Origin of the sequence: Streptomyces sp. NPDC052396 (assembly GCF_044593195.1) — a bacterium.
Classification (GTDB): domain Bacteria; phylum Actinomycetota; class Actinomycetes; order Streptomycetales; family Streptomycetaceae; genus Streptomyces.
Genome location: NZ_JBIUAW010000005.1, coordinates 416,463 through 439,063, shown reverse-complemented (window position 1 = coordinate 439,063; position 22,601 = coordinate 416,463). Strand labels below are relative to the sequence as shown.

Annotated in this window: 19 protein-coding genes and 2 riboswitches; of the genes, 7 read left to right on the top strand and 12 right to left on the bottom strand. The window is 71.5% G+C overall.

Annotated features, from left to right (window positions below; all coding sequences use genetic code 11):
* Positions 1-291 precede the first annotated feature (291 nt).
* From aceA to ACIHFE_RS15970, 4 genes are all read left to right on the top strand, one after another.
* A complete protein-coding gene (gene aceA / locus ACIHFE_RS15985; RefSeq protein WP_400106818.1) occupies positions 292-1,572 on the top strand; it encodes an isocitrate lyase in 1,281 nt (426 codons plus the stop codon).
* Between the two features lie 99 nt (positions 1,573-1,671).
* Positions 1,672-2,541: a 3-hydroxybutyryl-CoA dehydrogenase gene (locus tag ACIHFE_RS15980; protein WP_400107026.1), complete on the top strand. Its 870-nt coding sequence runs from the start codon at positions 1,672-1,674 to the stop codon at positions 2,539-2,541.
* A gap of 92 nt (positions 2,542-2,633) precedes the next feature.
* Positions 2,634-2,859: riboswitch (cobalamin riboswitch) on the top strand.
* 167 nt (positions 2,860-3,026) lie between these two features.
* Positions 3,027-5,348 carry a 5-methyltetrahydropteroyltriglutamate--homocysteine S-methyltransferase gene (gene metE / locus ACIHFE_RS15975; RefSeq protein WP_400106816.1) on the top strand — a complete coding sequence of 774 codons (2,322 nt, stop codon included), beginning with the start codon at positions 3,027-3,029 and terminating at the stop codon, positions 5,346-5,348.
* 14 nt (positions 5,349-5,362) lie between these two features.
* A complete protein-coding gene (locus ACIHFE_RS15970) occupies positions 5,363-5,860 on the top strand; it encodes an acyl-CoA thioesterase (RefSeq protein WP_400106814.1) in 498 nt (165 codons plus the stop codon).
* 74 nt (positions 5,861-5,934) lie between these two features.
* Here ACIHFE_RS15970 and ACIHFE_RS15965 read toward each other — a convergent pair whose 3' ends face one another.
* Both ACIHFE_RS15965 and ACIHFE_RS15960 read right to left on the bottom strand, forming a co-directional pair.
* Positions 5,935-7,071: a HoxN/HupN/NixA family nickel/cobalt transporter gene (locus tag ACIHFE_RS15965; RefSeq protein ID WP_400106812.1), complete on the bottom strand. Its 1,137-nt coding sequence runs from the start codon at positions 7,069-7,071 to the stop codon at positions 5,935-5,937.
* Positions 7,072-7,104: 33 nt separating this feature from the next.
* Positions 7,105-7,301: riboswitch (cobalamin riboswitch) on the bottom strand.
* Positions 7,302-7,930: 629 nt separating this feature from the next.
* On the bottom strand, positions 7,931-8,956 hold the full coding sequence (locus ACIHFE_RS15960) for a DNA-directed RNA polymerase subunit alpha (protein ID WP_400106810.1): 1,026 nt from the start codon (positions 8,954-8,956) through the stop codon (positions 7,931-7,933).
* A gap of 219 nt (positions 8,957-9,175) precedes the next feature.
* Here ACIHFE_RS15960 and ACIHFE_RS15955 point away from each other — a divergent pair, with 219 nt between their 5' ends.
* Positions 9,176-9,397: a hypothetical protein gene (locus ACIHFE_RS15955; protein WP_390777377.1), complete on the top strand. Its 222-nt coding sequence runs from the start codon at positions 9,176-9,178 to the stop codon at positions 9,395-9,397.
* Between the two features lie 158 nt (positions 9,398-9,555).
* Here the strand turns inward: ACIHFE_RS15955 and ACIHFE_RS15950 are convergent, their stop codons facing one another.
* Complete coding sequence (locus tag ACIHFE_RS15950; protein WP_400106808.1) at positions 9,556-10,509, bottom strand: helix-turn-helix transcriptional regulator; 954 nt, start codon at positions 10,507-10,509, stop codon at positions 9,556-9,558.
* Between the two features lie 113 nt (positions 10,510-10,622).
* Between ACIHFE_RS15950 and ACIHFE_RS15945 the strand changes: the two genes are divergently transcribed.
* Positions 10,623-11,201 carry a TIGR03086 family metal-binding protein gene (locus ACIHFE_RS15945; protein ID WP_400106806.1) on the top strand — a complete coding sequence of 193 codons (579 nt, stop codon included), beginning with the start codon at positions 10,623-10,625 and terminating at the stop codon, positions 11,199-11,201.
* A gap of 57 nt (positions 11,202-11,258) precedes the next feature.
* Here the strand turns inward: ACIHFE_RS15945 and ACIHFE_RS15940 are convergent, their stop codons facing one another.
* The 7 genes from ACIHFE_RS15940 to ACIHFE_RS15910 form a co-directional block, all read right to left on the bottom strand.
* Positions 11,259-11,921 (bottom strand): response regulator, encoded by a 663-nt coding sequence (locus tag ACIHFE_RS15940; protein ID WP_400106804.1) that lies wholly within the window; start codon positions 11,919-11,921, stop codon positions 11,259-11,261.
* Positions 11,922-11,923: 2 nt separating this feature from the next.
* Complete coding sequence (locus tag ACIHFE_RS15935; protein WP_400106802.1) at positions 11,924-13,117, bottom strand: sensor histidine kinase; 1,194 nt, start codon at positions 13,115-13,117, stop codon at positions 11,924-11,926.
* A 272-nt stretch (positions 13,118-13,389) separates the two neighbouring features.
* Positions 13,390-14,550 carry an NAD(P)/FAD-dependent oxidoreductase gene (locus tag ACIHFE_RS15930; RefSeq protein ID WP_400107023.1) on the bottom strand — a complete coding sequence of 387 codons (1,161 nt, stop codon included), beginning with the start codon at positions 14,548-14,550 and terminating at the stop codon, positions 13,390-13,392.
* Between the two features lie 8 nt (positions 14,551-14,558).
* Positions 14,559-14,753, bottom strand: coding sequence for a ferredoxin (locus tag ACIHFE_RS15925; RefSeq protein WP_400106801.1), 195 nt, complete (start codon positions 14,751-14,753; stop codon positions 14,559-14,561).
* Between the two features lie 19 nt (positions 14,754-14,772).
* Entirely contained in the window at positions 14,773-15,942 is a 1,170-nt protein-coding gene (locus tag ACIHFE_RS15920; protein ID WP_400107021.1) for a cytochrome P450, read from the bottom strand.
* Positions 15,943-16,409: 467 nt separating this feature from the next.
* A complete protein-coding gene (locus tag ACIHFE_RS15915) occupies positions 16,410-18,173 on the bottom strand; it encodes a DUF4328 domain-containing protein (protein ID WP_400106799.1) in 1,764 nt (587 codons plus the stop codon).
* Positions 18,174-18,303: 130 nt separating this feature from the next.
* Entirely contained in the window at positions 18,304-19,509 is a 1,206-nt protein-coding gene (locus ACIHFE_RS15910; RefSeq protein ID WP_400106797.1) for a PucR family transcriptional regulator, read from the bottom strand.
* A gap of 195 nt (positions 19,510-19,704) precedes the next feature.
* Between ACIHFE_RS15910 and ACIHFE_RS15905 the strand changes: the two genes are divergently transcribed.
* Positions 19,705-20,703: an SGNH/GDSL hydrolase family protein gene (locus tag ACIHFE_RS15905; protein ID WP_400106795.1), complete on the top strand. Its 999-nt coding sequence runs from the start codon at positions 19,705-19,707 to the stop codon at positions 20,701-20,703.
* Here ACIHFE_RS15905 and ACIHFE_RS15900 read toward each other — a convergent pair.
* Together ACIHFE_RS15900 and ACIHFE_RS15895 are read right to left on the bottom strand one after the other, a co-directional pair.
* Positions 20,666-20,902 carry a hypothetical protein gene (locus tag ACIHFE_RS15900; protein WP_400106793.1) on the bottom strand — a complete coding sequence of 79 codons (237 nt, stop codon included), beginning with the start codon at positions 20,900-20,902 and terminating at the stop codon, positions 20,666-20,668. The two genes, ACIHFE_RS15905 and ACIHFE_RS15900, sit on opposite strands and share 38 nt — an antisense overlap.
* Positions 20,903-20,908: 6 nt before the next feature.
* Positions 20,909-22,573 (bottom strand): cytochrome bc complex cytochrome b subunit, encoded by a 1,665-nt coding sequence (locus tag ACIHFE_RS15895; RefSeq protein ID WP_400106791.1) that lies wholly within the window; start codon positions 22,571-22,573, stop codon positions 20,909-20,911.
* Positions 22,574-22,601: the final 28 nt, after the last annotated feature.

The following is a 22,601-nucleotide window of genomic DNA, read 5'->3' as shown; positions in this document are numbered from 1 at the left end:
AGCCTTGGCAATTGCGGCGTCGAAGATTGGCAGAAGTTGGCACGAGGCCACAGTTGATGGCACTCGGTGCCGCTGCGAGAGTCGTGGTGCGGCCCGCCGGAGCCCACGGCGAACGGACCGGTAACCGGGCACGATTCACGCCCTGATGTCGGAGATCCCGGCACATCCGGTCGGTCTTCCGTCCACGTCTCGCATTGCTCGGGCACGAGCGAGGGGCACAGCGGGCCGCATCCCAGAGGCAGGAACGTCGCCTTTCACACCCTTGGCAGAGATGCGAACCGGGAGACGGTCATGACACAGGCACAGACGACGGCGGAGGAGCTCGCGCAGCGGTGGGCCAGTGAGCCGCGCTGGAGGGGCGTGGAGCGCACCTACCGGGCCGAGGAGGTGATCCGGCTCTCCGGCAGCGTCCGCGAGGAGCACACGCTGGCCCGGCGCGGCGCCGAGCGGCTGTGGCGGCAGCTCCAGGAGCGGGACTACGTCCACGCGCTGGGCGCACTCACCGGCGGCCAGGCCGTGCAGCAGGTGAAGGCCGGACTGCAGGCGATCTACCTGTCCGGATGGCAGGTCGCCGCCGACGCCAATCAGGCCGGACACACCTACCCCGACCAGAGCCTGTACCCGGCCAACTCGGTGCCGCAGGTGGTGCGTCGGATCAACAACGCGCTGCTGCGCGCCGACCAGATCGCCACCGCCGAGGGCTCCCGGGACGGCACCGACTGGCTGGCCCCGATCGTCGCCGACGCGGAGGCGGGATTCGGCGGCCCGCTCAACGCCTTCGAGCTGACGAAGGCGATGATCGCGGCGGGTGCGGCGGGTGTTCACTACGAGGACCAGCTGGCCTCGGAGAAGAAGTGCGGTCACCTCGGCGGCAAGGTCCTCGTCCCCACCGCCCAGCACATCCGCACCCTCAACGCGGCCCGTCTCGCCGCGGACATCGCCGGCGTGCCGACCGTCATCGTCGCCCGTACGGACGCGCTTGCCGCGAACCTGCTGACCAGCGACGTCGACGAGCGCGACGCCCGCTTCTGCACCGGCGAGCGCACCGCGGAGGGCTTCTACCGGGTGCACAACGGCATGGCTCCGGTCATCGCCCGCGGGCTCGCCTACGCCCCGTACGCCGACCTGCTGTGGATGGAGACCGGCACCCCGGACCTGGCCCAGGCGCGAGAGTTCGCCGAGGCGATCCACGCCGAGCATCCGGACCAGATGCTGGCCTACAACTGCTCGCCGTCCTTCAACTGGAAGGCCGCGCTGGACGATGACCAGATCGCCAAGTTCCAGCGGGAGTTGGGCGCGATGGGCTACCGCTTCCAGTTCATCACCCTGGCCGGCTTCCACTCCCTCAACCATGGCATGTTCGACCTCGCCCGCGGCTATGCCGAGCACGGCATGACCGCCTATGTGGACCTGCAGGAGCGCGAGTTCGCCGCCCAGCGGCACGGATTCACCGCAGTGAAGCACCAACGCGAGGTCGGTACCGGCTACTTCGACCTGGTCTCCACCGCCGTCAACCCCGCCTCCTCGACCACGGCGCTGACCGGCTCCACCGAGGAAGAACAGTTTCACTAGCCGACCCGTTCGCGGCGGGGCCGGGCCCCGGCCCCGCCGCTCCCACCGAGGAGCCCCCGCATGCCCAACAGCACACTGACCGACCGCGTCCGAGCGGTCATGACCACCGGCATCCAGCGCGTGGGCGTCGTCGGCGGCGGCCGGATGGGCGCCGGCATCGCCGAGGTCTGTGCCCGCGCCGGACTGGACACCGTCGTGTGCGAGGCCGGCACCGCCGCCGCCCGGGCCGCACGCGAGCGGGTCGCCACCTCCCTGGAACGCGCCGTCCACCGCGGCAAGACGGACCGGGCGACCGCCGAAGACGCTCTGGCCCGGCTCGTCTTCACCACCAGCCTCGAAGATCTCGCCGACCGGCACCTGGTCGTCGAAGCCGTCGTGGAGAACCCGGAGGTCAAGACGGAGATCTTCACCGCCCTCAGCAAGATCGTCGAGGACCCGGGGGCCATCCTGGCCACCAACACCTCCTCCATCCCCGTGATGCGCCTGGGTATGGCCACCGGCCGGGCCGACCGGGTCCTCGGGCTGCACTTCTTCAACCCCGTGCCGGTCATGCCCCTGGTGGAGATCGTCACCTCGCTGCACACCAGCACCGAAGCAGCCGCCACGGCAGAGGCATTCGCCCGCGACACGCTCGGCAAGACCGCGATCCGCTCCAAGGACCGGGCCGGCTTTGTGGTCAACTCCCTCCTCATCCCCTACCTGCTGTCGGCCATCCGGATGGCGGAGTCCGGCTTCGCCACCGCCACCGACGTGGACCAGGGCATGGAGCTGGGCTGCGCCCATCCGATGGGACCGCTCAGGCTCGCCGATCTGATCGGCTTGGACACCGTGGCCTCCATCGCCCGGGCGCTGTACGAGGAGTTCAAGGAACCCCTGTACGCCCCGCCGCCGCTGCTGCTGCGGATGGTCGAAGCCGGGCTGCTCGGCCGCAAGACCGGCCGGGGGTTCCACCCCTACGACCGGGGCTGAGGGACCCGGGTGCGGCCAGAGCTGAGGTTTCCGTGTCCCAGGTCACCTTCCGGAATCCGGAACAGCGATACCCGCAAGCACGGCCCGCGTCCTAATCTGGCGGGGCAACAGGTTCGCCCCGTCCGCCAGGCGGGCGCGTCGTAAGAGGGAACCCGGTGGAAATCCGGGACTGCCCCGCAGCGGTGAGTGGGAACGACCGCCGTCATACGCACTGGATCCGTGCCGCGGATCCGGGAAGCGACGGCCAGTAGGTGCCCGCCGGGAGACCGGCGGACGTGCCCGCGAGTCCGAAGACCTGCCCGTTGCCCGTGTGCGCCCATGCGTACGCGGAGATCCCGGTGACCTCGAGGGCGGGTCGGCGCATATATCAGGCGGGCACGAGCGTGTGCGGTGGCACAGGCTGCGTGGTCCGCCCGGTCTGCCATCCTTCGCGCCTTCGCCTCATCCCGGGGTCGTTTTGCCAAGAGCTCGCGAAGGAGAGTCTTGTGACAGCCAAGTCCGCAGCCGCGGCAGTACGCGCCACCGTGTATGGCTACCCCCGCCAGGGCCCGAACCGGGAACTGAAGAAGGCGATCGAGGGCTACTGGAAGGGCCGCGTCAGCGCCGCCGAACTCCACCGGACCGCGTCCGTGCTGCGCAGCACCAGCTGGCAGCAGCTCGCCGAGGCCGGTGTGGACGAGGTGCCGACCGGCGACTTCTCGTACTACGACCATGTGCTGGACACCACCGTGATGGTCGGCGCGATCCCCGACCGCCACCGTGCCGCCGTCGCGGCGGACCCGCTGGACGGCTACTTCGCCATGGCGCGCGGCACCGAGGACCTGCCGCCACTGGAGATGACCAAGTGGTTCGACACCAACTACCACTACCTCGTCCCCGAACTCGGGCCCGGCACGGTCTTCAGCGCCGACTCCGCCAAGCAGGTCGCCGAACTGACGGAAGCGGCCGCACTGGGTCTCTCCGCGCGCCCCGTGCTCGTGGGGCCCGTGACCTATCTGCTGCTCGCCAAGCCCGCACCCGGCGCCCCCGCGGACTTCCAGCCGCTGACCCTGCTGGACCGGCTGCTGCCGGTGTACGCACAGGTGCTCGCCGACCTGCGGGCGGCCGGCGCGGGATGGGTGCAGCTGGACGAACCCGCCCTCGTCCAGGACCGCACCCCCGCCGAGCTGAACGCCGCCGCCCGCGCCTATCGCGACCTCGGTGCGCTCACCGAACGGCCGAAGCTGCTGGTCGCCTCGTACTTCGACCGGCTCGGTGAGGCCCTGCCGGTACTCGCCAAGGCGCCCGTCGAAGGGCTGGCTCTGGACTTCACCGGGCCCGCCGCCGCCAACCTCGACGACCTCGCGGCGGCCGGCGGCCTGCCCGGCAAGCGCCTCGTCGCGGGCGTCGTGGACGGCCGCAATGTGTGGATCAACGACCTGGAGAAGTCGCTGTCCACCCTGGCCACGCTCCTCGGCCTCGCCGACCGGGTGGACGTCTCCGCCTCCTGCTCCCTGCTCCACGTCCCCCTGGACACGGCGGCCGAGCGCGGTATCGACCGGCAGGTCGCCCGCTGGCTCGCCTTCGCCCGGCAGAAGACCGCCGAGATCGTCACCCTGGCCCGCGGTCTGACCGAGGGAACCACGGCCATCGCGGCGGAGCTCGCCGCCAACCGGGCCGACCTCGCTTCCCGCGTCCAATCGCCGATCACCCACGACCCTGCCGTCCGCGCCCGCACCGCCGCCGTCACCGCCGCCGACGGCCACCGTTCCCAGCCCTACCCGGAGCGGGCCGTCGCCCAACGCGCGCATCTGCGCCTGCCGTTGCTGCCCACCACGACCATCGGCTCGTTCCCGCAGACCGGCGAACTGCGCACCGCCCGCGCCGACTTGCGCGCGGGCCGTATCGACACCGCGGCGTACGAGGCACGCATCGAGGCCGAGATCCGCGAGGTGATCGCCTTCCAGGAGAAGGCCGGAGTCGACGTCCTGGTGCACGGCGAACCCGAACGCAACGACATGGTCCAGTACTTCGCCGAACAGCTCACCGGCTACCTCGCCACCCAGCACGGCTGGGTCCAGTCCTACGGCACCCGCTACGTCCGCCCGCCGATCCTGGCCGGCGACATCTCCCGCCCCGAGCCGATGACGGTCCGCTGGACCCGCTACGCCCAGTCGCTCACCGACCGCCCGGTCAAGGGCATGCTCACCGGGCCTGTCACCATGCTCGCCTGGTCCTTCGTCCGCGACGACCAGCCCCTCGCCGACACCGCACGCCAGGTCGCTCTCGCCCTGCGCGATGAAGTGCGTGACCTCGAAGCGACGGGCACCTCCGTCATCCAGGTCGATGAGCCTGCCCTGCGCGAAACCCTGCCACTGCGGGGCGCCGACCGCCCCGCCTACCTGAGCTGGGCCACCCAGGCGTTCCGCCTTGCCACCAGCGGCGTCCGGCCGGACACCCAGATCCACACCCATATGTGCTACGCGGAGTTCGGGGAGATTCTCGCTGCCATCGAGGACCTCGACGCGGACGTGATCAGCTTGGAGGCGGCCCGCTCCCATATGCAGATCACGGCCGAGCTGGCCACCGCCGGCTATCCACGGGAGGTGGGGCCCGGGGTGTACGACATCCACTCCCCCCGCGTCCCGGCCGAGAAGGAGATCACCGGCCTCATCGACCGGGCACTGCGCGCCGTACCCGCCGAACGGCTGTGGATCAATCCGGACTGCGGTCTGAAGACCCGCTCCTGGGGCGAGGTCCGCCCAGCCCTGGAACTGATGACCGCAGCCGCCCGGCACGCCCGCCACCAGCTCTCCACCGAGGGCTGAGAGGCCGCCGGACCATGGACAGCAGCACCACCGGCCCGGCTCACAAGGCCCCGGCCGACTCACAGGTGACCCTCGCCCACATCATGAGCGAGCACGACACCAACCTGTACGGCACCATCCACGGCGGCGTCATCATGAAACTCATCGACGACGCCGCCGCGGCCGCCGCCGGACGGCACGCGGGCGGACCCGCCGTGACCGTCTCCGTGGACCGGATGACCTTCCTCACCCCCGTCCACGCGGGCGACCTGCTGAGCGTCCACGCAAGCGTCGAATACGCGGGACGCACCTCCATGGACGTCGGCGTGCGCGCGACCGCCGAGCGGTGGAACGCCTCCGGGCCCACCGCCGAAGTGGCCACCGCCCGGCTCACATTCGTCGCCATCGACGAGCACGGAGCCCCCCGGCCCGTACCCGAGCTGCGACCGGTCACCGCCGAGGAACACCGGCGCCATCTCCAGGCCGTACGGCGCCGCGCACTACGCGCTGACCGACGCACGGCCGCCGGCTGACCCGCGGGGCGAGGGGCCGGACTCGGCCCCCTCGCCCCGCTCCCCACGCGATCGGGAAGATCCGCCGTCGACGCTCACCGACCGTCGGTCCCCGACGCCTTCCACCGGTTCTCGACCTTGGCGACGCGCCAGTAGAGCAGGGCGCAGGCCCACACCGCGACAAACAGGCCCACGATGACAAACCCGACGTTGTTGAGGTCGATGCCGGAGATCCACCCGGTGACGGGATCGTCGAGGCTCAGCTGTTCATGGAGGACACCGATGAGTTCGATGGTGCCGATGAAGAAGGCGACGGCGATGGAGAGTCCGGTGACGGTGAGGTTGTAGTAGACCTTGCGCACCGGGTTGGAGAACGCCCAGTGGTAGGCGAAGTTCATAAAGGTGCCGTCGAGGGTGTCGAAGAGACTCATCCCGGCGGCGAACAGCAGCGGCAGGCACAGAATCGCGTACCAGGGCAGGCCGGCGGCGGCTCCGGAACCGGCCATGACCATCAGCGTGACCTCGGTGGCGGTGTCGAAGCCGATGCCGAAGAGGAGACCGACCGGGTACATCTGTCCGGGCCGGGTGATGGACTTGGTCAGCCGCCCCAGGATCCGGTTGAGGAAACCGCGATTGTCCAGATGCTTCTCGAGTTCCCTTTCGTCGAACTCCCCGGCCCGCATGGCCTTGAAGACCCGGTGGATCCCGCCCAGCGAGACGAGGTTGAGCGCCGCGATGAGGTAGAGGAAGCCACCGGAGACGGAGGTACTGACGATGCCGAGCGTCTGGTGGGTGCTGGAGGTGTCGTTGGTGAGGGTCCCGACCACCCGGGCGCCGGTGGCGATCAGTGCGGCGAGGGCGAGGACGATGCTGGAGTGGCCGAGGGCGAACCAGAACCCGACCGAGATGGGGCGCTTGCCGTCGGCCATCAGCTTGCGGGTCGTGTTGTCGATCGCGGCGATGTGATCGGCGTCGAAGGCATGCCGCATGCCCAGCGTGTACGCGGTCACGCCCAGGCCCAGGCCAAATGCCTGTTTGCCGACGGTGTAGTGGTGCGGGGCGACCATCACCACCAGGATCGCGAAGGCGACGACATGCATGGCGGCGATCACCGCCAGCAGGCCACCGGTGCGTATCCAGTCCTTGCGCTCCCAGCGGATCACCGGCGTCGCCGGGATCGCGACGGCGGCATCGGGAGCCGCCGTCGCGGAGGAGTTCGCGGGCATAGTCATGTCAGGGCAGCCTCTCCAGCACCTCGTGGATGGGTCATCATGCGGTGCCGTGGCCGGTCTCCTGGCTGACGGGTCGAACGCCGCCGCACCTGGCCTTCCAGGACCTGAGTCCCGTGGCTTCCCCGCCACAGGCGGGAGCGGGGGCAGTGCGGCAACTTCCCGATCACAGTGGCGAGGGCCGCTCCGGTTTCGCACCGGTCTTCCCGAACACCACGGCGAGGACACCGTAGAGTTCCCGCCACTTTGGCGACAAGCCTCCGTAGCTCGGCAGGTGTCGCCAGCGCATGAGAAGGCGCAGAGAGGGGGCGTATGCATCCGATTCGCGCCGAGAGCGTGCATCACCGCGCCGTTGACGACCGCACGGTCTGCGCCGTCGACGATATCGGTGACCGTGAACAGGTACCCACGACGGCGCGGGGCTCGGCCTCGCCCTCGCCCGCCGCCTCGCACGAGCCGCGGGCGGCGACATCGAACTGCCGGCACAGCCCAGGGCGCCGCCTTCACCGTCACCCTCCCCAGCGGAGGCCGATAGCCATGCCGCCGCCCGCTCCACAACAAACCCCCAGGTGGTCAGCCTGGGGATAGGCGTCGTGCACCGGATCCGCACCAGAGGTCCGCAGCCAGGCCGGCCTCAGACCGGGCATGTTGCGCGATCAGCTTCTCGACCTGCTGCTTCCCCGCCTGGATTCTGCCGTGCCTTTGCGAGCCGTATTCCGGCACCTCAGTGCAGAGCATCGCGAGGAATTGCCGTGCCAGCGTGGCCGGGAGTCTGCGCGGAGCCTCCGCAGCGAGGGGGCAGGCAAGACGCTGCTGTACGCGGCAGTTCCTCCCCGCCGCACAAATACACGATGGATCTTCCTCAGTACTGCTCGGTTTCCATGAAATCCGTGCTCGCGTGATCGTCCGCGTCGTAGGCAGCGGCAGCGGCAGCGGTCGGGTCGAATCCGGGCGGGCTGTCCTTGAGCGCCAGGTCCATGCCGGCCAGCTTCGCCTTGACCTCGTCGATCGACTTCGCACCGAAGTTGCGGATGTCCAGGAGGTCGGCCTCGGAGCGCGCCAGGAGCTCACCCACCGAGTGGACGCCCTCACGCTTGAGGCAGTTGTAGGAGCGGACCGTGAGCTCCAGCTCCTCGATCGGCAGCGCCAGGTCGGCGGCCAGGGCGGCGTCCGTCGGGGACGGGCCCATGTCGATGCCCTCGGCGTCGATGTTGAGCTCGCGAGCGAGACCGAACAGCTCGACCAGGGTCTTACCGGCGGACGCCATGGCATCGCGCGGGCGCATGGCCTGCTTGGTCTCGACGTCGACGATCAGCTTGTCGAAGTCGGTGCGCTGCTCGACACGGGTCGCCTCGACCTTGTAGGTCACCTTGAGGACCGGCGAGTAGATGGAGTCGACCGGAATACGGCCGATCTCCTGGCCCACCTGCTTGTTCTGGACGGCGGAGACATAGCCGCGACCGCGCTCGACGGTCAGCTCCATCTCCAGCTTGCCCTTGGCGTTCAGGGTCGCCAGCACCAGGTCGGGGTTGTGCACCTCGACACCGGCCGGCGGGGCGATGTCAGCGGCGGTGACCAGACCCGGGCCCTGCTTGCGCAGGTACATCACGACCGGCTCGTCGTGCTCCGAGGAGACGACCAGCTGCTTGATGTTCAGGATGAGGTCGGTGACGTCCTCCTTGACGCCCGGCACGGTGGTGAGCTCGTGCAGGACACCGTCGATGCGGATGGACGTGACCGCCGCACCCGGGATCGAGGAGAGGAGCGTACGGCGCAGGGAGTTGCCGAGGGTGTAACCGAAGCCCGGCTCCAGCGGCTCGATCACAAACCGGGACCGGAACTCGTCCACGACCTCTTCGGTCAGGGACGGACGCTGAGCAATCAGCACGAGGTATTGCCTCCAGTGTTTGGCGCCCGCTATATGACGCCGTAGACACCACGAAGAGTACGGGTGGTTCGGCCTCCAACGAGGCCGAACCGCCCGTATCCCGCCCGTCTGCCGGCCGGCCGACAGGATCAGCGCCTGCCGGAGCAAAATCCGGCAATCAACCACTCCTGCCCTGAGAGTCAGCCACCAGCGCAGTTCGCAGGGCGCATACTGGGGTCAATGACAAAGCCTGCTGCACCGAAGCGCCATTTGCCCACCAGCCCCTTCAAGGCCCCGGTCACACCGGCTCCCAAGCACTTCGCCGTGGGCGACCAGGTCACACACGACATGTACGGCCTCGGCCGCATAATCGGCATCGAGGACGGAATCGCTGCGCTCGTGGACTTCGGCTCGGCGCAAATGCGAATCCTGAGCCCGTACACCAAGATGACCAAGCTGTAAGGACCGCAGGACCGCTGCGCCCGGTCACGGCACGCCGGGCCCCTTTCGTGCCCCATCCGTGCCCTTCGGAGGCCCAGGTCTGCGACCTGGGCCTTCTTCGTTGTCCAGACCTGTCAGGCCATGCGGGCCACCGAGCCACATCGGCGCCGTAACCGGCCTCACGCCCCGTACAGCGCCGCCGCCTCCGCCGCCGCCCGGGCCAGTTCCTCGCGGACCTCGGGCGGGGCGATCACTTCCACGTCCCGGCCGTAGGCCAGCAGCACCCGCGCCGCGCCGGGCGCGGGGAAGGCGAACTCGACGGTCGCCGGGTCGTCTCCGGTCGGCGGTCCGGTCAGCTGGTGGCCGCGCAGCCGCAGCAGCATGTCCAGGCGGGAGCGGCGCACCCGGGCCGTCACCAGGACGTCCGTCCGCCGCTGTTCGACCTGGCGGCGCAGCACCTCCCATACGTCCGCCAGTTCGGCGCCCGCCCGGCGGCGCACGGGCGCCGGGGTGACGGTCATGGAGACCACCCGGTCCGCGCGGAAGAGCCGGGGCCGGCCCCGGTGGTCGGCGACCAGGTACCAGACGCCCGCCTTGGCGACCAGGCCATAGGGGTCGACGGTGTAGCCGCGCGGCTCGGTGGTGCCGCTGTGGCGGTAGCGCAGCCGCAGCCGCCGGTCGGCGAAGACGGCGTCATGGAGTTCGCCGAGGCCGGTGTCGGGTGCCGGGCCGGGCATCCAGCGGACCGGGTCGACCAGGATGCGGCGGCTGGTCGCCTCGGCGGCCGGGCGGTGCGGTGCGGGCAGGGCGGCCATCACCTTGCGCAGGGCGGAGCCCAGCGCCCCGTCCAGGCCGAGGGCCGCATGGGCACCGCCCTGGGCGGCGAGTACGAAGAGGGCGCGGGCCTCGTCGGCGGTGAGCCCGGTGACATCGGTGCGGTAGTTGGGGAGCAGGGCGATGCCGCCGTGCCGGCCGCGCTCGGCGTAGACGGGGACGCCGGCGGCGGACAGGGCCTCGATATCGCGGTAGATGGTGCGGACGGACACCTCCAGGCGCCGGGCCAGTTCGGCGGCGGGCACCCGGCCACGGGTCTGGAGCAGCAGCAGGACCGACAGCAGACGATCGGATTTCACCTGGTCCCCACCCTCCTGGAAGCCCGCCGGAAAACTTGACGGCAGGTGTCAGCTTATGTGCGCAGACTCTGTCCTGACCGCTCACCGAGATCCCTGACGGAGGACAGCAGCCCATGGACACCACCACCGACCCGCGCCCCCTTCTCGCCCGCACCGCGGCCCAGTTGGGGCAGTTGATCGCGGCCGTGCCGGCCGAACGGCTCCAGGACCCCACCCCCTGTGAGGAGTTCGATGTGCGCGCCCTCCTGGCGCACCTGGTCGGCGGCGTCAACGCGGCCGCCGACCTCGGCGAGACCGGACGGGCGGGCGTGCCCCAGCCGGCCCTGGACGTGCCGGACGACGGCTGGGCCGCCGCCTATGACACGGCCCTGGCCCGGCTGACGGCGGCCTGGGCGGACGACGCCAAGCTGGAGATGCCGGTGACCGTGCCGTGGGGCACCATGCCGGGCCGGGCCTATCTCTTCTCGGGCCGGGTGATGGAGATGACCGCCCACACCTGGGACCTGTCCCGGGCGCTCGGCGATCCGTTGCCGCTGGACGAGGAGCTGGCGGAGTGGGCGCTGGAGTGGGCGCACCGGGTGCTGCCCGCCGAACGGCGCGGCGAGGGCGTGCCCTTCGGCCCGGTACGGCCCGCTCCGGAGGGTGCGGACGCCTACGGCCGGCTGGCGGCCTGGCTGGGCCGCGCGGTCTAGGGGACGCCCGGCCCGGCACCGGTGCGGTCAAGTCCCGTCAGATACGGCCCGGTTCGCTCATACCCGGACCAGTCCCGCCTGGTACGCCATGACCACGAGCTGGGCCCGATCGCGCGCGCCCAGCTTGGCCATCGCCCGGTTGACATGCGTCTTGGCGGTCAGCGGGGTGACATACAGCCGCTCGGCGATCTCGTCGTTGGACAGGCCGGTGGCGACAAGGGTGACCACTTCCCGCTCCCGCGGGGTGAGGGCGGCCAGGCTCGGTGTCCGCTCCGGGCCGGGTGCGGCGGGCTGGGACAGGAAGCGGGCGATCAGGGCCTTGGTGGCGGTCGGCGACAGCAGTGCGTCGCCCGCGGCCACCAGCCGGATGGCGTCCAGCAGTTCACCGGGGTTGATGCCCTTGCCCAGGAAGCCGCTTGCACCGGCGCGGAGGGCCTCGGCGACATACTCGTCGTTCTCGAAGGTGGTGAGCACCAGGACCTTGACGCCCGCGAGGTCCTCGTCCTCGGTGATCAGCCTGGTCGCGGCGAGGCCGTCGAGGTCGGGCATCCGGATGTCCATCAGCACCAGGTCGACGCGCCGGCTGCGGGCGAGTTCGACGGCCTGGCGTCCGGTCGCGGCCTCGGCGACGACTTCCATGCCGGCGGTGGCGTCGATCAGCAGCCGGAAGGTGCCGCGCAGCAGGGCCTGGTCATCGGCGAGCAGCACGCGGATGGTCATGGTCAGCCCTTTCGGCCGGGGTTCAGCGGCAGGTCGGCGGCGATGCGGAAGCCTCCGCCGGGACGTGGTCCGGCGGTGAGGACGCCGCCCGCGGCCTTGGCCCGCTCATGCATCCCGATCATCCCGTGGCCGGTGCCGGGAGCGGTGCCGGGGCCGGTTCCGGGGCCCCCTCCCGTACCGGCGGGACCGTCGTTCTCGACTGTGATGCGCAGGACGTCCGTGCGGTACTCCAGGCGGACCCGCGCCGGGACGCAACCGGCGTGCTTGCGGGTGTTGGTGAGCGCCTCCTGGATGATCCGGTAGGCCGCCAGGTCGGTGATGGACGCGAGTTCCACGGGCCGGCCGGTGCGCTCCAGGGCGAGGTCCAGGCCGCTGTGGCGGAAGGCGTCCAGCAGCCGGCCGAGCTCGTCCAGGGCGGGCGCCGGTTCACGGGGCTCGTCGGTGGTTTCGCCGTGCCGGAGCACCCCCACGATGGCGCGCAGTTCGTCCAGGGCGGCCCGGCTGGTGTCACGGATGCGTTCGAGCGCCTGGTAGGCGTGGTCGGGGTCGGCGCCCATCAGATGGTGGGCCACGCCCGCCTGGGCGTTGACCAGGGTGATGTGGTGGGCGACGACATCGTGCAGTTCACGGGCGATATGCAGGCGCTCTTCGGTGACCCGGCGGCGGGCCTCCTCCTCCCGGGTGCGTTCGGCGCGTTCGGCGCGTTCCATGGCGGAGGCCAGCAGCTGCCAGCGGCTGCGGGCGGCATCGCCGCTGGCCACCGCCAGGGCCAGCCCGGCGACGATGGCCAGGTGCTGCCAGAGGGAGTCCAGACCGGGGTTGCGGAGCAGGGAGGCGGCCAGGAGCAGCGTGGTGGCGCCGGCGCCGATACGCAACGCGGTGCGGCGGTCGCCGCGCAGCGCCACGGTGTAGAGCGCGACCCCGGTGGCGGCGGGCGACGGGCCGGGAAAGGCGAGCCAGACGATCTGGGCGATGCTGACGGCCAGGCTCGCCGCGACCACCGGGACCGGCCACCGCCTGCGGGCGAGCAGCGGCAGGCAGGCCGCCGCCAGGCCGCCGACGTACCAGGTGGCCGGGGCCCGGTGGTAGTAGGCGATGGCCACCGCCAGCGGGGTGGCCAGGGTGAAGCAGAACGCCGCGACCGCCAGGTCCCCCGGCCAGGACCGTTCCGGCGCTCGCCCTGGCCCGTCGATCACCTGCACTCCTTCACCGTAGGCATGGGGGACTCACCCTGGGCACGGGGGACTCACCGTAGGCACGGGCGGGTTGACCGTATGCGCGGGGGGCCGACCGTACGCACTCCGGCCGGGCCGCCACTCGGCCGGCCCGGGTCCGACGGATCCGGCCGGTGCCTCGCCGGGTCAGGACGCCCCCGTCGCACCCCGAGTGCGGGCCGTTCATGGCCGGTCGCGCCCCTTACGGGGCGGAGCCGCATGAGCGCGCCCGTCCCGCGCCCCTTACGGGGCGCTCAGACAGGCTCACCCACCCTGCCGCGATACCCGCGCAGCGCACGCGCGCTGTTCCAGCCGAGCGCGCCGACCACCCGGCCGTCCTGGTGATAGAGCGCGACGAACTTGCCGGTCCGCGGGTCGCCCTCGACGATTTCGGCCCGGGCGCCGGCGGGGCACCAGCCATGGATCTGGATTCTGGCGTCGTACTGGTCGGTCCAGCCGAACGGGACCGGTGCGTAGGGCACCGCGCCGGCGGGACCGGCCAGAAGGTTCCTGGCGGCGGCGATGGCCTGCTGGGTGGCATTGGTGCGTTGTTCGAGGCGGACGCGGCGGCCGAGGGCGGGGTGCGGCCAGTTGGCGACGTCCCCGGCCGCGTAGACACCGGGCGCCGCGCGGCAGGTGTGGTCGCACAGCACCCCGTCCCCGACCGGGATCCCGGAGCCGGCCAGCCAGTCGACGGCCGGCACCGAGCCAATGGCGACCACCACGGCCTCGGCGTCCAGCCGGGTGCCGTCGTCCAGCACCACCGCACGGACCCGCCCGTTCTCGCCGGCGAACCGGGCGACGCCGCGCCCCAGGTGCAGCCGGACACCGTGCTCACGGTGCAGCCCGGCCACCAACTCGCCCATCTCGATGCCCACTTGTCCGGCCAGCGGGGTGGGTGCGATATCGACGAGTACGACATCGAGGCCGAGACCGCGTGCGGTGGCGGCGATCTCGCTGCCGAGGAACCCGGCGCCGATCACCACCACCCGTGGCCCGGCCAGCAGTTGGGTGCGCAGGGTGAGGGCGTCGTCGAGGGTGCGCAGCATATGCACCCCGGCCAGGTCATGGCCGAACGGCAGCCGACGGGGGCGCAGTCCGGTGGCGATGAGCAGGCCGTCGTAGGGCAGCCGCTCCCCGCCGTCCAGGGTGACGGTGCGGGCCGCCGGGTCCACTCCGGTGGCCCGCCGGCCCAACTCCAGCCGCAGCTCCCCCGCTTGGAGCCGAGCGGGCAAGGCGGTCCGTTCGGGCTCCCAGTCGCCCGCCAGCACCTGCTTGGACAGCGGCGGCCGGTCGTACGGCGGTCGCGGTTCGTCGCCGACCAGGGTCAGGGTGCCGGTGAAGCCGTCGCGGCGCAGCGTGTCGGCCGCGGTGAGCCCGGCGGCCGACGCGCCCACCACAACGATGCGGTCCAGAGCAGGCACTACGCGTCCACCGTTATCGCCAGCGCGGGGCACCGGGCGGCGGCGTCCTGGACCCGGGCCAGCAGCTCCTGTGGCGGGGCGGCATCGAGCAGGACGACCACGCCGTCCTCGTCGCGCTGGTCGAAGACCTCATCGGCGGCCAGCACGCACTGCCCGGCGCCGACGCACCTGTCCTCGTCAATGGTGATCCTCATGGTGACGCTCCCTGCGTGGTTACCAGCTGACGGGCAGTTCATGGACGCCATAGACGAGCATGTCGTCGCGCATCGGCACCTCTTCCTCCGGCACCGCCAGACGCAGCTCCGGGAACCGCTGGAACAGGGCCGACAGCGCCGCCTTCAGCTCCACCCGGGCCAGCTGCTGGCCCAGGCACTGGTGGATGCCATGACCGAAGGCCAGATGCGGACCGCTTGCCCGGCTGACGTCCAACCGCTCGGGACACTCGGCGAATTGGGCCTGGTCCCGGTTGCCGGACGGCAGTGCGGCGACGACCAGGCTGCCCGCCTTGATCAGGCGGCCGTCCAGCTCCACATCCTCCAGCGCCGTGCGGCGTGTGCCGTACTGGATGACGCTGAGGTAGCGCAGCAACTCCTCGACGGCGCCGTCCATCAGCGACGGGTCCGCCCGCAGGGCGGCCAGCTGGTCCGGGTTGCGCAGCAGGCACATGGTGCTGAGCGCGATCATATTGGCGGTGGTCTCATGCCCGGCGATCAGCAACAGGGAGCCGACGCCGGCGAGTTCCTCGTCGGTGAGGTCACCGGAGTGCACCAGGGCACTGAGGATGTCGTCACCGGGTTCGGCACGCTTGGCGGCGGCCAGCCGGTGGAAGTACCGGTTCATCGCCGCCTGTGCCCCCTGCACCTCCTCCGCGCTCGCCTCGATCTTGAGCAGCAGGGCCGAGTTCCGCTGGAACTCCTCGCGGTCCTCGTAGGGCACGCCCAGCAGCTCACAGATCACCAGGGAGGGAATCGGCAGCGCGAAAGCCTGGACGAGGTCGACCGGGCCCTCGGCGGCGGCCATCTCGTCCAGCCGCCCGGCGACGATCCGCTCCACGGCGGGCGTCAGCTCCCGCATCCGGCGCACGGTGAACTGGCCGGTGAGCAGCCGGCGGAACCGGGTGTGTTCCGGCGCGTCCATCAGGATGAACCACCCCGGTGCGGGCGGCGGCACCGAACCCTCGTCCAGCGGGATGCTCGCCCGCAGCATGCGCCGCCGGGAGCTGAACCGCGGATCGGCGAGCACCGTCCGGATGTCCGCGTACCGTGTGACCAGCCAGCCGCTCGCCCCGTCCGGGAAGGTCACCTGCGCGATCGGGGCCTCTTCCCGGAACACCCGGTACTCCGGCGGCGGATCGAACGGGCAAGTCCGTTTCACGGGCTGCATGGCGTTGGCCGGCGGTGTGTCGCTCACGAGGCGGTCCCTTCCAGACGGTGCGAAGTCCTGCCGTCCACCGTGCCGTTCCGCCCGGAGCGTGTCGTCTCCCGTCCGCAGACACTTGGCCTACCGCGGCCGCGGTACGGGTACGGAAGCGGCTACCGCGAACGCGGACGGCGGCCGGGGCGGCCGGGCGCGCCTGGGTTGCGCCTGGGTTGCGCCTTACGGACCTTGGGCCTTCGCCATGGCCGTCGGGGTGCGTTTCCTGTGCGGGCCGTTCGTGGCTGGTCGCGCCCCTGATGGGGCGTCCCGGAAGGCACCGGCGGCTGCGTCCGTGCCTGCGAGCGGTTGATCAAGAGCCGTCGGACAGGCCCTGGGAGCGCGGCGGGCCGCCGGGCCCCTTCCCGTGGTGCGGGCCACCGTTGCCGTCCGGCCCGAGCAGCCGGTCGCGGTAGCCCGCGACGGCCGCCGCGCCGTCAGCGACGGCCGGGCGCCGGCGCGGCGCCCGCCGCCCGCATCCGCACCTGCAGGGCCGTCAGGCGCCGCACCACCGCGAAGGCGAAGCCGCAGGCCGCGATCATCAGCAGGTTGTCGAGGACCTCGGGGATCAGCAGCAGTCTCGACTCAGCGGGGTCGTCGGTGTCGTACCAGGCGGCCTGGCCGGAGAAGGTGAAGTTGAGCAGGCCGAAGATCAGCTCCACCACCCAGAAGACCCACCAGGCGTTCAGCACCCCCCGGGAGGCACGCCGCGGGCTGCCGCCGTCGGGGTCACTGGCGGCCCAGATGTCATCGGTGACCAGCTTGGGTATCCAGAGGCTGGCGACGGGCGTGAACCAGCCGCCGAGCGCCCAGCCCCGGCGGAAGCGCTGGCGGCCGGGCGCGAATGCCTCCGCGTTGATACGGACCCGCCAGAACCAGAGCAGCCACATCACGATCACGGGCACCATGAGCAGCCCTTGGAGGACCTCCAGCTTGGTGAACCGGGACTGGGCCCGGTCGGCCTGGGCCGCGGGATAGTCCGCCTCGACGGCGATGACATGGGTCAGCGTGTATCCCAGGCGGACCTGGAGGGCCAGGTAGCCGAGCATCACCAGGGCCAGCACCGCCAGCAGCGCCTGGAGGGCGATCGCCATGCCGCGCGGGGACTCGGTGAGCACGGGCTCCTCCCGGGGCCCGGCGGGCTCCGGCGGCGGCCCGAAGCCGGGCACCGAAGCGGGCCCGGGCGCGGGAACGGGCACGGGCACAGGCATGGGAGCCCCCCGGCCGGCCACCGGCACGGCCGCGGCCGGCACCGTGGCGGGCACCAACCGGGCGGTGGGCACCACCGCGGCGGCCGGGGACTCCGCGTCCAGCAGCTCTGCCGCGTGCCGGCCCAGCCCCGCGAGCACCTCGCCGGGCAGCCAGGGCCCGGCGGCCGCCGCGTCATAGTGGGTGGACTCCACCAGCGCGGCGATGTCCGGCCGCCGGCCGGGGTCCTTGGCCAGACAACGGACGATCAGCTCGCGCAGCGGCCCGTCCGCCAGCCCCGACAGATCCGGCTCCTCCTCGGCGACCCGGAACATCAGCGCGTGCAGTCCGCTGTCCGGCGTGCCGAACGGCATCCGCCCGGTGGCCGCGAAGGCCAGCACCGCGCCGTAGCAGAAGACATCGGAGGCGCTGGTGACCCGCCGGCCGCGCACCTGCTCGGGGGACATAAAGCCCGGAGAGCCGAGCACCGCGCCGGTCCGGGTGGCGGGCCCGTCCGGCACCGGGTGCAGGGCGCGGGCGATGCCGAAGTCGATGACCCGGGGCCCGTCCACGGTGACCAGGACATTGGAGGGCTTCAGGTCGCGGTGCACCAGACCCGCGCCATGGATGTCCCGCAGCGCCAGGGCCAGTCCATGGGCGAGAGCCCGCAGGGAGTGCCCGGGCAGCGGGCCGTAGTCCTCGGTGATCACCGTGTGCAGGGAGGGCCCGGCCACATAGCCGGTGGCCACCCAGGGGACCGCGGCTTCGGTGTCCGCGTCCAGCACCGGCGCCGTCCAGGCCGCGCCGACCTTCCGGGCCGCCTCCACCTCCAGCCGGAACCGGCGGCGGAACTCGGGCTCGTGCGCGACCTCCGGCCGGATCACCTTCACGGCCACCGTGCGCCCGCCCTCGGACCGGGCGAGATAGACCTGGCCCATGCCGCCCTCGCCCAGCTTCCGCAGCACCCGGTACCGGCCGACCCACTGCGGTTCCGGCGGTTCTATCGGCGACATTCCGCCCATCGCGCCCGATTCCCCCTCGTGGTCGTGTCGCGTCTGTACAGAGAGCATAAGGAGCGTCAGTCGCAGCCGGCTCCGCGCCCACTGCCGTAACGGGTTCGCGCCCGTCCGGCGACGGGCCGGTTCACCCCGCCCCGCCATGCGGCGCCAGCACCCGCAACGCCCGTAATCCCACGGCCAGATCGGCGACCGCGCCGGGGTCCCGGAGCGAACGGCCGGTCAGTTCCTCCACCCTGCGCAGCCGGTAACGGACCGTGTTGCGGTGGCAGTACAGCGAGCCGGCCGCCACGGCCGTGGAGCCCGCGGCGGCGAACCAGTGCTCCAGGGTGTCCAGCAGCCGGGCCCGTTCCCCGGGCGGCAGTTCCAGGAGCCGGGCGAAGACGGCCCGGGCGACCCGCCCGGACTCCTCGGGGGCGGCCGCCACCAGCAGGTCCACCGGGCTGTCGGCGAACCGGGCCACTCCGGTGACCCGGCCGCGCAGCCCGGCCAGGGCCAGCCGGGCCAGGCGCAGCGCCCGGGGGGTGTCCTGCAGCGGGCGGTACGGCGGGCTGACGCCGACCCTGGAGCCGGCGGTGCGGGCGAGCACCCGCAGAATGACCTCCTCGCCGTCCCCGCCGGGCACCGCCACCAGCCCCACCTGGAGGTCGGGCAGCAGGCGCCAGGCCGAGCGGGCCCGCTCGGCCAGCAGCCGGGCCTCGATGCCGGGCAGCGACTCCCGGCCCGGCGCGGGCACTTCGGCGGCCACCACGACAAACGGGCCGCCGGCCGGCAGGCCCAGCACCCCGGCCGCCTCCCAGAGCGTGGTGCGGTCCGTGAGCATCCCCGAGAACAACGCCTCGACCAGCACCGACCGTTCCCGCTCGCGCTGCAGCAGCAGTTCCGAGGCCGCCTCGCGATAGGCGTCACCGGCGGCCGCCGCCAGGCCCTCGTGCACCCACCAGGCGGCCAGTGCCGCGATGGTCTCGGCGGTGATGTCCTGGGCACCCCGGAAGGCGTCGGCCAGCTCGGCCCACAGCAGCCCGGAGCCGACCCGGTAGGCGTGCAGCAGCTCGGCCAGCGGGGTGCCCTGACGGGCCCGCTGCCGGCCGGTGTCCCGGGCCGAGGCCGGGTCCGCCATGTCCTGGCCGCCGGCCAGCTGCGCCAGCACCAGTTCGGCGTTGCGGCGGCAGGAGGCCCGCAACTCCTCGGCGGAGACATGGACTTCACTGCCGTAGTAGGGCACCTCGGCCCGGATACGGGCGGCCATCCGGTCGCCGAGCTCGGCGGCCCGGTCCAGTAACCGGGCCGCCACGGGGGCTATTTGGACGGGCGGAGACGGAGTACGGCACATGACCGGCAGGCTACAAAGCCGGGTCGGAACGGGGATCGCGTTGTGCCGGGGCACAACGGGGCGCGGTGAGCCCTGTACTCCGGCACATGGCCCGGGCGGCGGCGGCCGGTCACGATACCCACAACGTTACCGGCCGGTTTCGTCAGTTCGTTCCAGCTGCCCCCCTCGATTCGGCTGCCCCGACCAGGAGGAACCGTGCCCAGAACCGTGCCCGGAACCGCGCCCGGAACCGCGCCCGCGACCGCGTCGAACCGCACCCGGCACCCCCGCGCCAGGCGCCCGGGGAAGAGTCCGCTGGCGCTGGCCGGCTGCGCCCTGCTCAGTACCGCGGTGGCCCTGGCCGCCACCCCCGCCCAGGCCGCCGGCCGGCCGCCGGCGTCCGGAACGTATGTGGCGCTGGGGGACTCCTACGCGGCCGGGGCCGGTATCCCCGCCCTCTCCGCGGGCCTGTGCCTGCGCTCGGACCACAACTACGGCCACCGGGTGGCCGCCAGGCTCGCCCCGGCCGCCTACCGGGACGTCACCTGTGCCGCGGCCAAGGTAGGCGCGCTCACCGCGCCGCAGACCGACGCCGGGATACCGGTCAACGGCCCCCAGCTGGACGCGGTCACCCCGGACACCTCACTGGTCACCCTCACCGTCGGCGGCAATAACATCGGCGTCTCCGACCTGGGGTTTGTGGATGTGGTGGCCATGTGCACCGCGCTGGCCATCACCGATCCCCTGGGCGCGCCCTGCCGCCACCACTACGGGAACACCCTGGGCGGACGACTGGACGCCACCGCGCCCCAACTGGCCGACGCCCTGCGGCGGATCCACGACAAGGCACCGGCGGCCCGGGTGCTGGTGGTGGGCTATCCGGCGGTGCTGCCCGACGACCCGCTCAAGTGCCTGGGCAAGGTGCCCGTCACCGTGGGCGACACCGCCTATCTGCGGTCCGTGCTCGACCAGGTCAACTCCATGGTCTCCCGTACCGCCGCCGCCAACGGCGCCACCTATGTGGACACCTTCGGCGTCACCAAGGGCCATGACAGCTGCTCGTCCGACCGCTGGATCGAGGGGCTGCTGCCGCAGGCCCCGGCGGTGCCGCTGCACCCCAACGCCAAGGGCCAGCAGGTGATGGGCGACGCGGTGGCGGACGCCCTGGAGGACACCCTCAGGAACGATCGTCGGCCGGCAGCGTCCACTCGTTGACCAGCAGCCGCGCCCGCCCCGCGTCCCGGGCGAAGACCAGCACCTGAAACCGCCAGCCCGAGCGGCGGGGACAGGGCGCGGCGGTGGAGCGGATGCCGCGGCCGCCGAGGAAGGCACGGACCTCCTCGGCGGCCGTGGCACTGGCCACCCGGGCCACCGGGACCAGCAGGCCATAGGGGTAGCGGCGACTGCCGAACACGGCGGGTCAGTGCCGCGCCCCGGCCGCCGGCTCATGGTGCTGATGGGCCTCGGCCAGCGCCAGGTACTCCTCCCGGCTGACCTTGGGAATCTGGCCGGAGGGGCCGAAGTACGACTGGGACAGCCGGACCCGCAGCCGCTCGGTCCACGGAATCTTCCGTACGTTGCCGTTCTCGTCCACCGTCGCCGGCAGCGGAAGCGGCTGGTACTGGCCGAAGGCGCTGAGGGCGTACCGGTCCTCCTGGTTGAGCGGCTCGTGCACCTCGATGAACTCACCGTGCGGAAGCCGGATGATGCGCCCCGACTCCCGGCCGTGCAGGATCTTCTCCCGGTCCCGGCGCTGCAGCCCCAGGCACCAGCGCTTGACGATCACAAAGACCAGGACCGGCAGCACAAAGAAGCCGATCCGCACCGACCAGGTGATGATGTTGATGGAGAGGTGGAAGTGGGTGGCGAACAGGTCATTGCCACCGCCGATCAGCAGCAGCACATACTCGGAGATCCAGGCGGCGCCGAACGCGGTGCGGACGGGGTTGTTGCGCGGGCGTTCGGTGACATGGTGCTCACGCCGGTCGCCGGTGAGCCAGTTCTCGAAGAAGGGATAGAGCCACAGCGACAGCAGGATGGCGGGAAAGACCAGCAGGGGGATGAACACCCCGAGCACCAGGGTGTGCCCCAGGAAGTTGATCTCCCAGCCGGGCATCACCCGGATCAGGCCCTCGGAGTAGCCCATGTACCAGTCCGGCTGGGCGTCGGTGCTCACCTGGTCCGGGCGGTAAGGCCCGTATGCCCAGATCGGGTTGACCTGGGCGATGGCCGCGAAGACCGACAGGATTCCGGTGACCAGGAAGAAGAAGCCGCCCGCCTTGGCCATATAGACCGGCATCAGCGGCATGCCCACCACATTGTCGTTCCTGCGGCCGGGACCCAGGCCCTGGGTGTGCTTGTGGTAGATCACCAGGATCAGATGGGCCACCACCAGCGCCGCCATCACGCCGGGGATCAGCAGGACATGGACGGTGAACATCCTGGGCACCCAGATGGTGCCCGGGTACTGGCCGCCGAAGATGAACATCACCAGATAGGTGCCGACAATGGGCACCGCGAGAATCGCGCCCTCCATAAACCGGATGCCGGTGCCGGACAGCAGGTCGTCGGGGAGCGAGTAGCCCATAAAGCCGTCGAACATGCCGAGGATCAACAGCCCCGCGCCAATGAGCCAGTTGAGCTCGCGCGGCTTGCGGAAGGCGCCGGTGAAGAAGACGCGCATCATATGCACCAGCATCGCCATGATGAAGACCAGGGCGGCCCAGTGGTGCAGCTGCCGCAGCAGCAGTCCGCCGCGGATGTCGAAGCTGATGTCCATCGTCGACGAGAACGCCTCGGACATCCGGACGCCGTTCAGCTGGGTGTAACGGCCGTGGTAGACCACCTCGTTGAGGCCCGGCTTGAAGAACATCGTCAGGTAGACGCCGGTGAGGACGATGATGAGGAATGAGTAGAGGGCGACCTCGCCCAGCATGAACGACCAGTGGTCCGGAAAGATCTTCCGGAGGTTGGCCTTCGCCAGGGAGAACAGGCCGACCCGGCCGTCGGCCCAGGTGGCGAGCTTCTCGCCGAGGGGTGGTCCGGGGGTGCGGCCGGCTTCCGGAGCCCGCTGTTGCTGCGACATCAGATTGCCCGATCTGTCCGGTCTATGC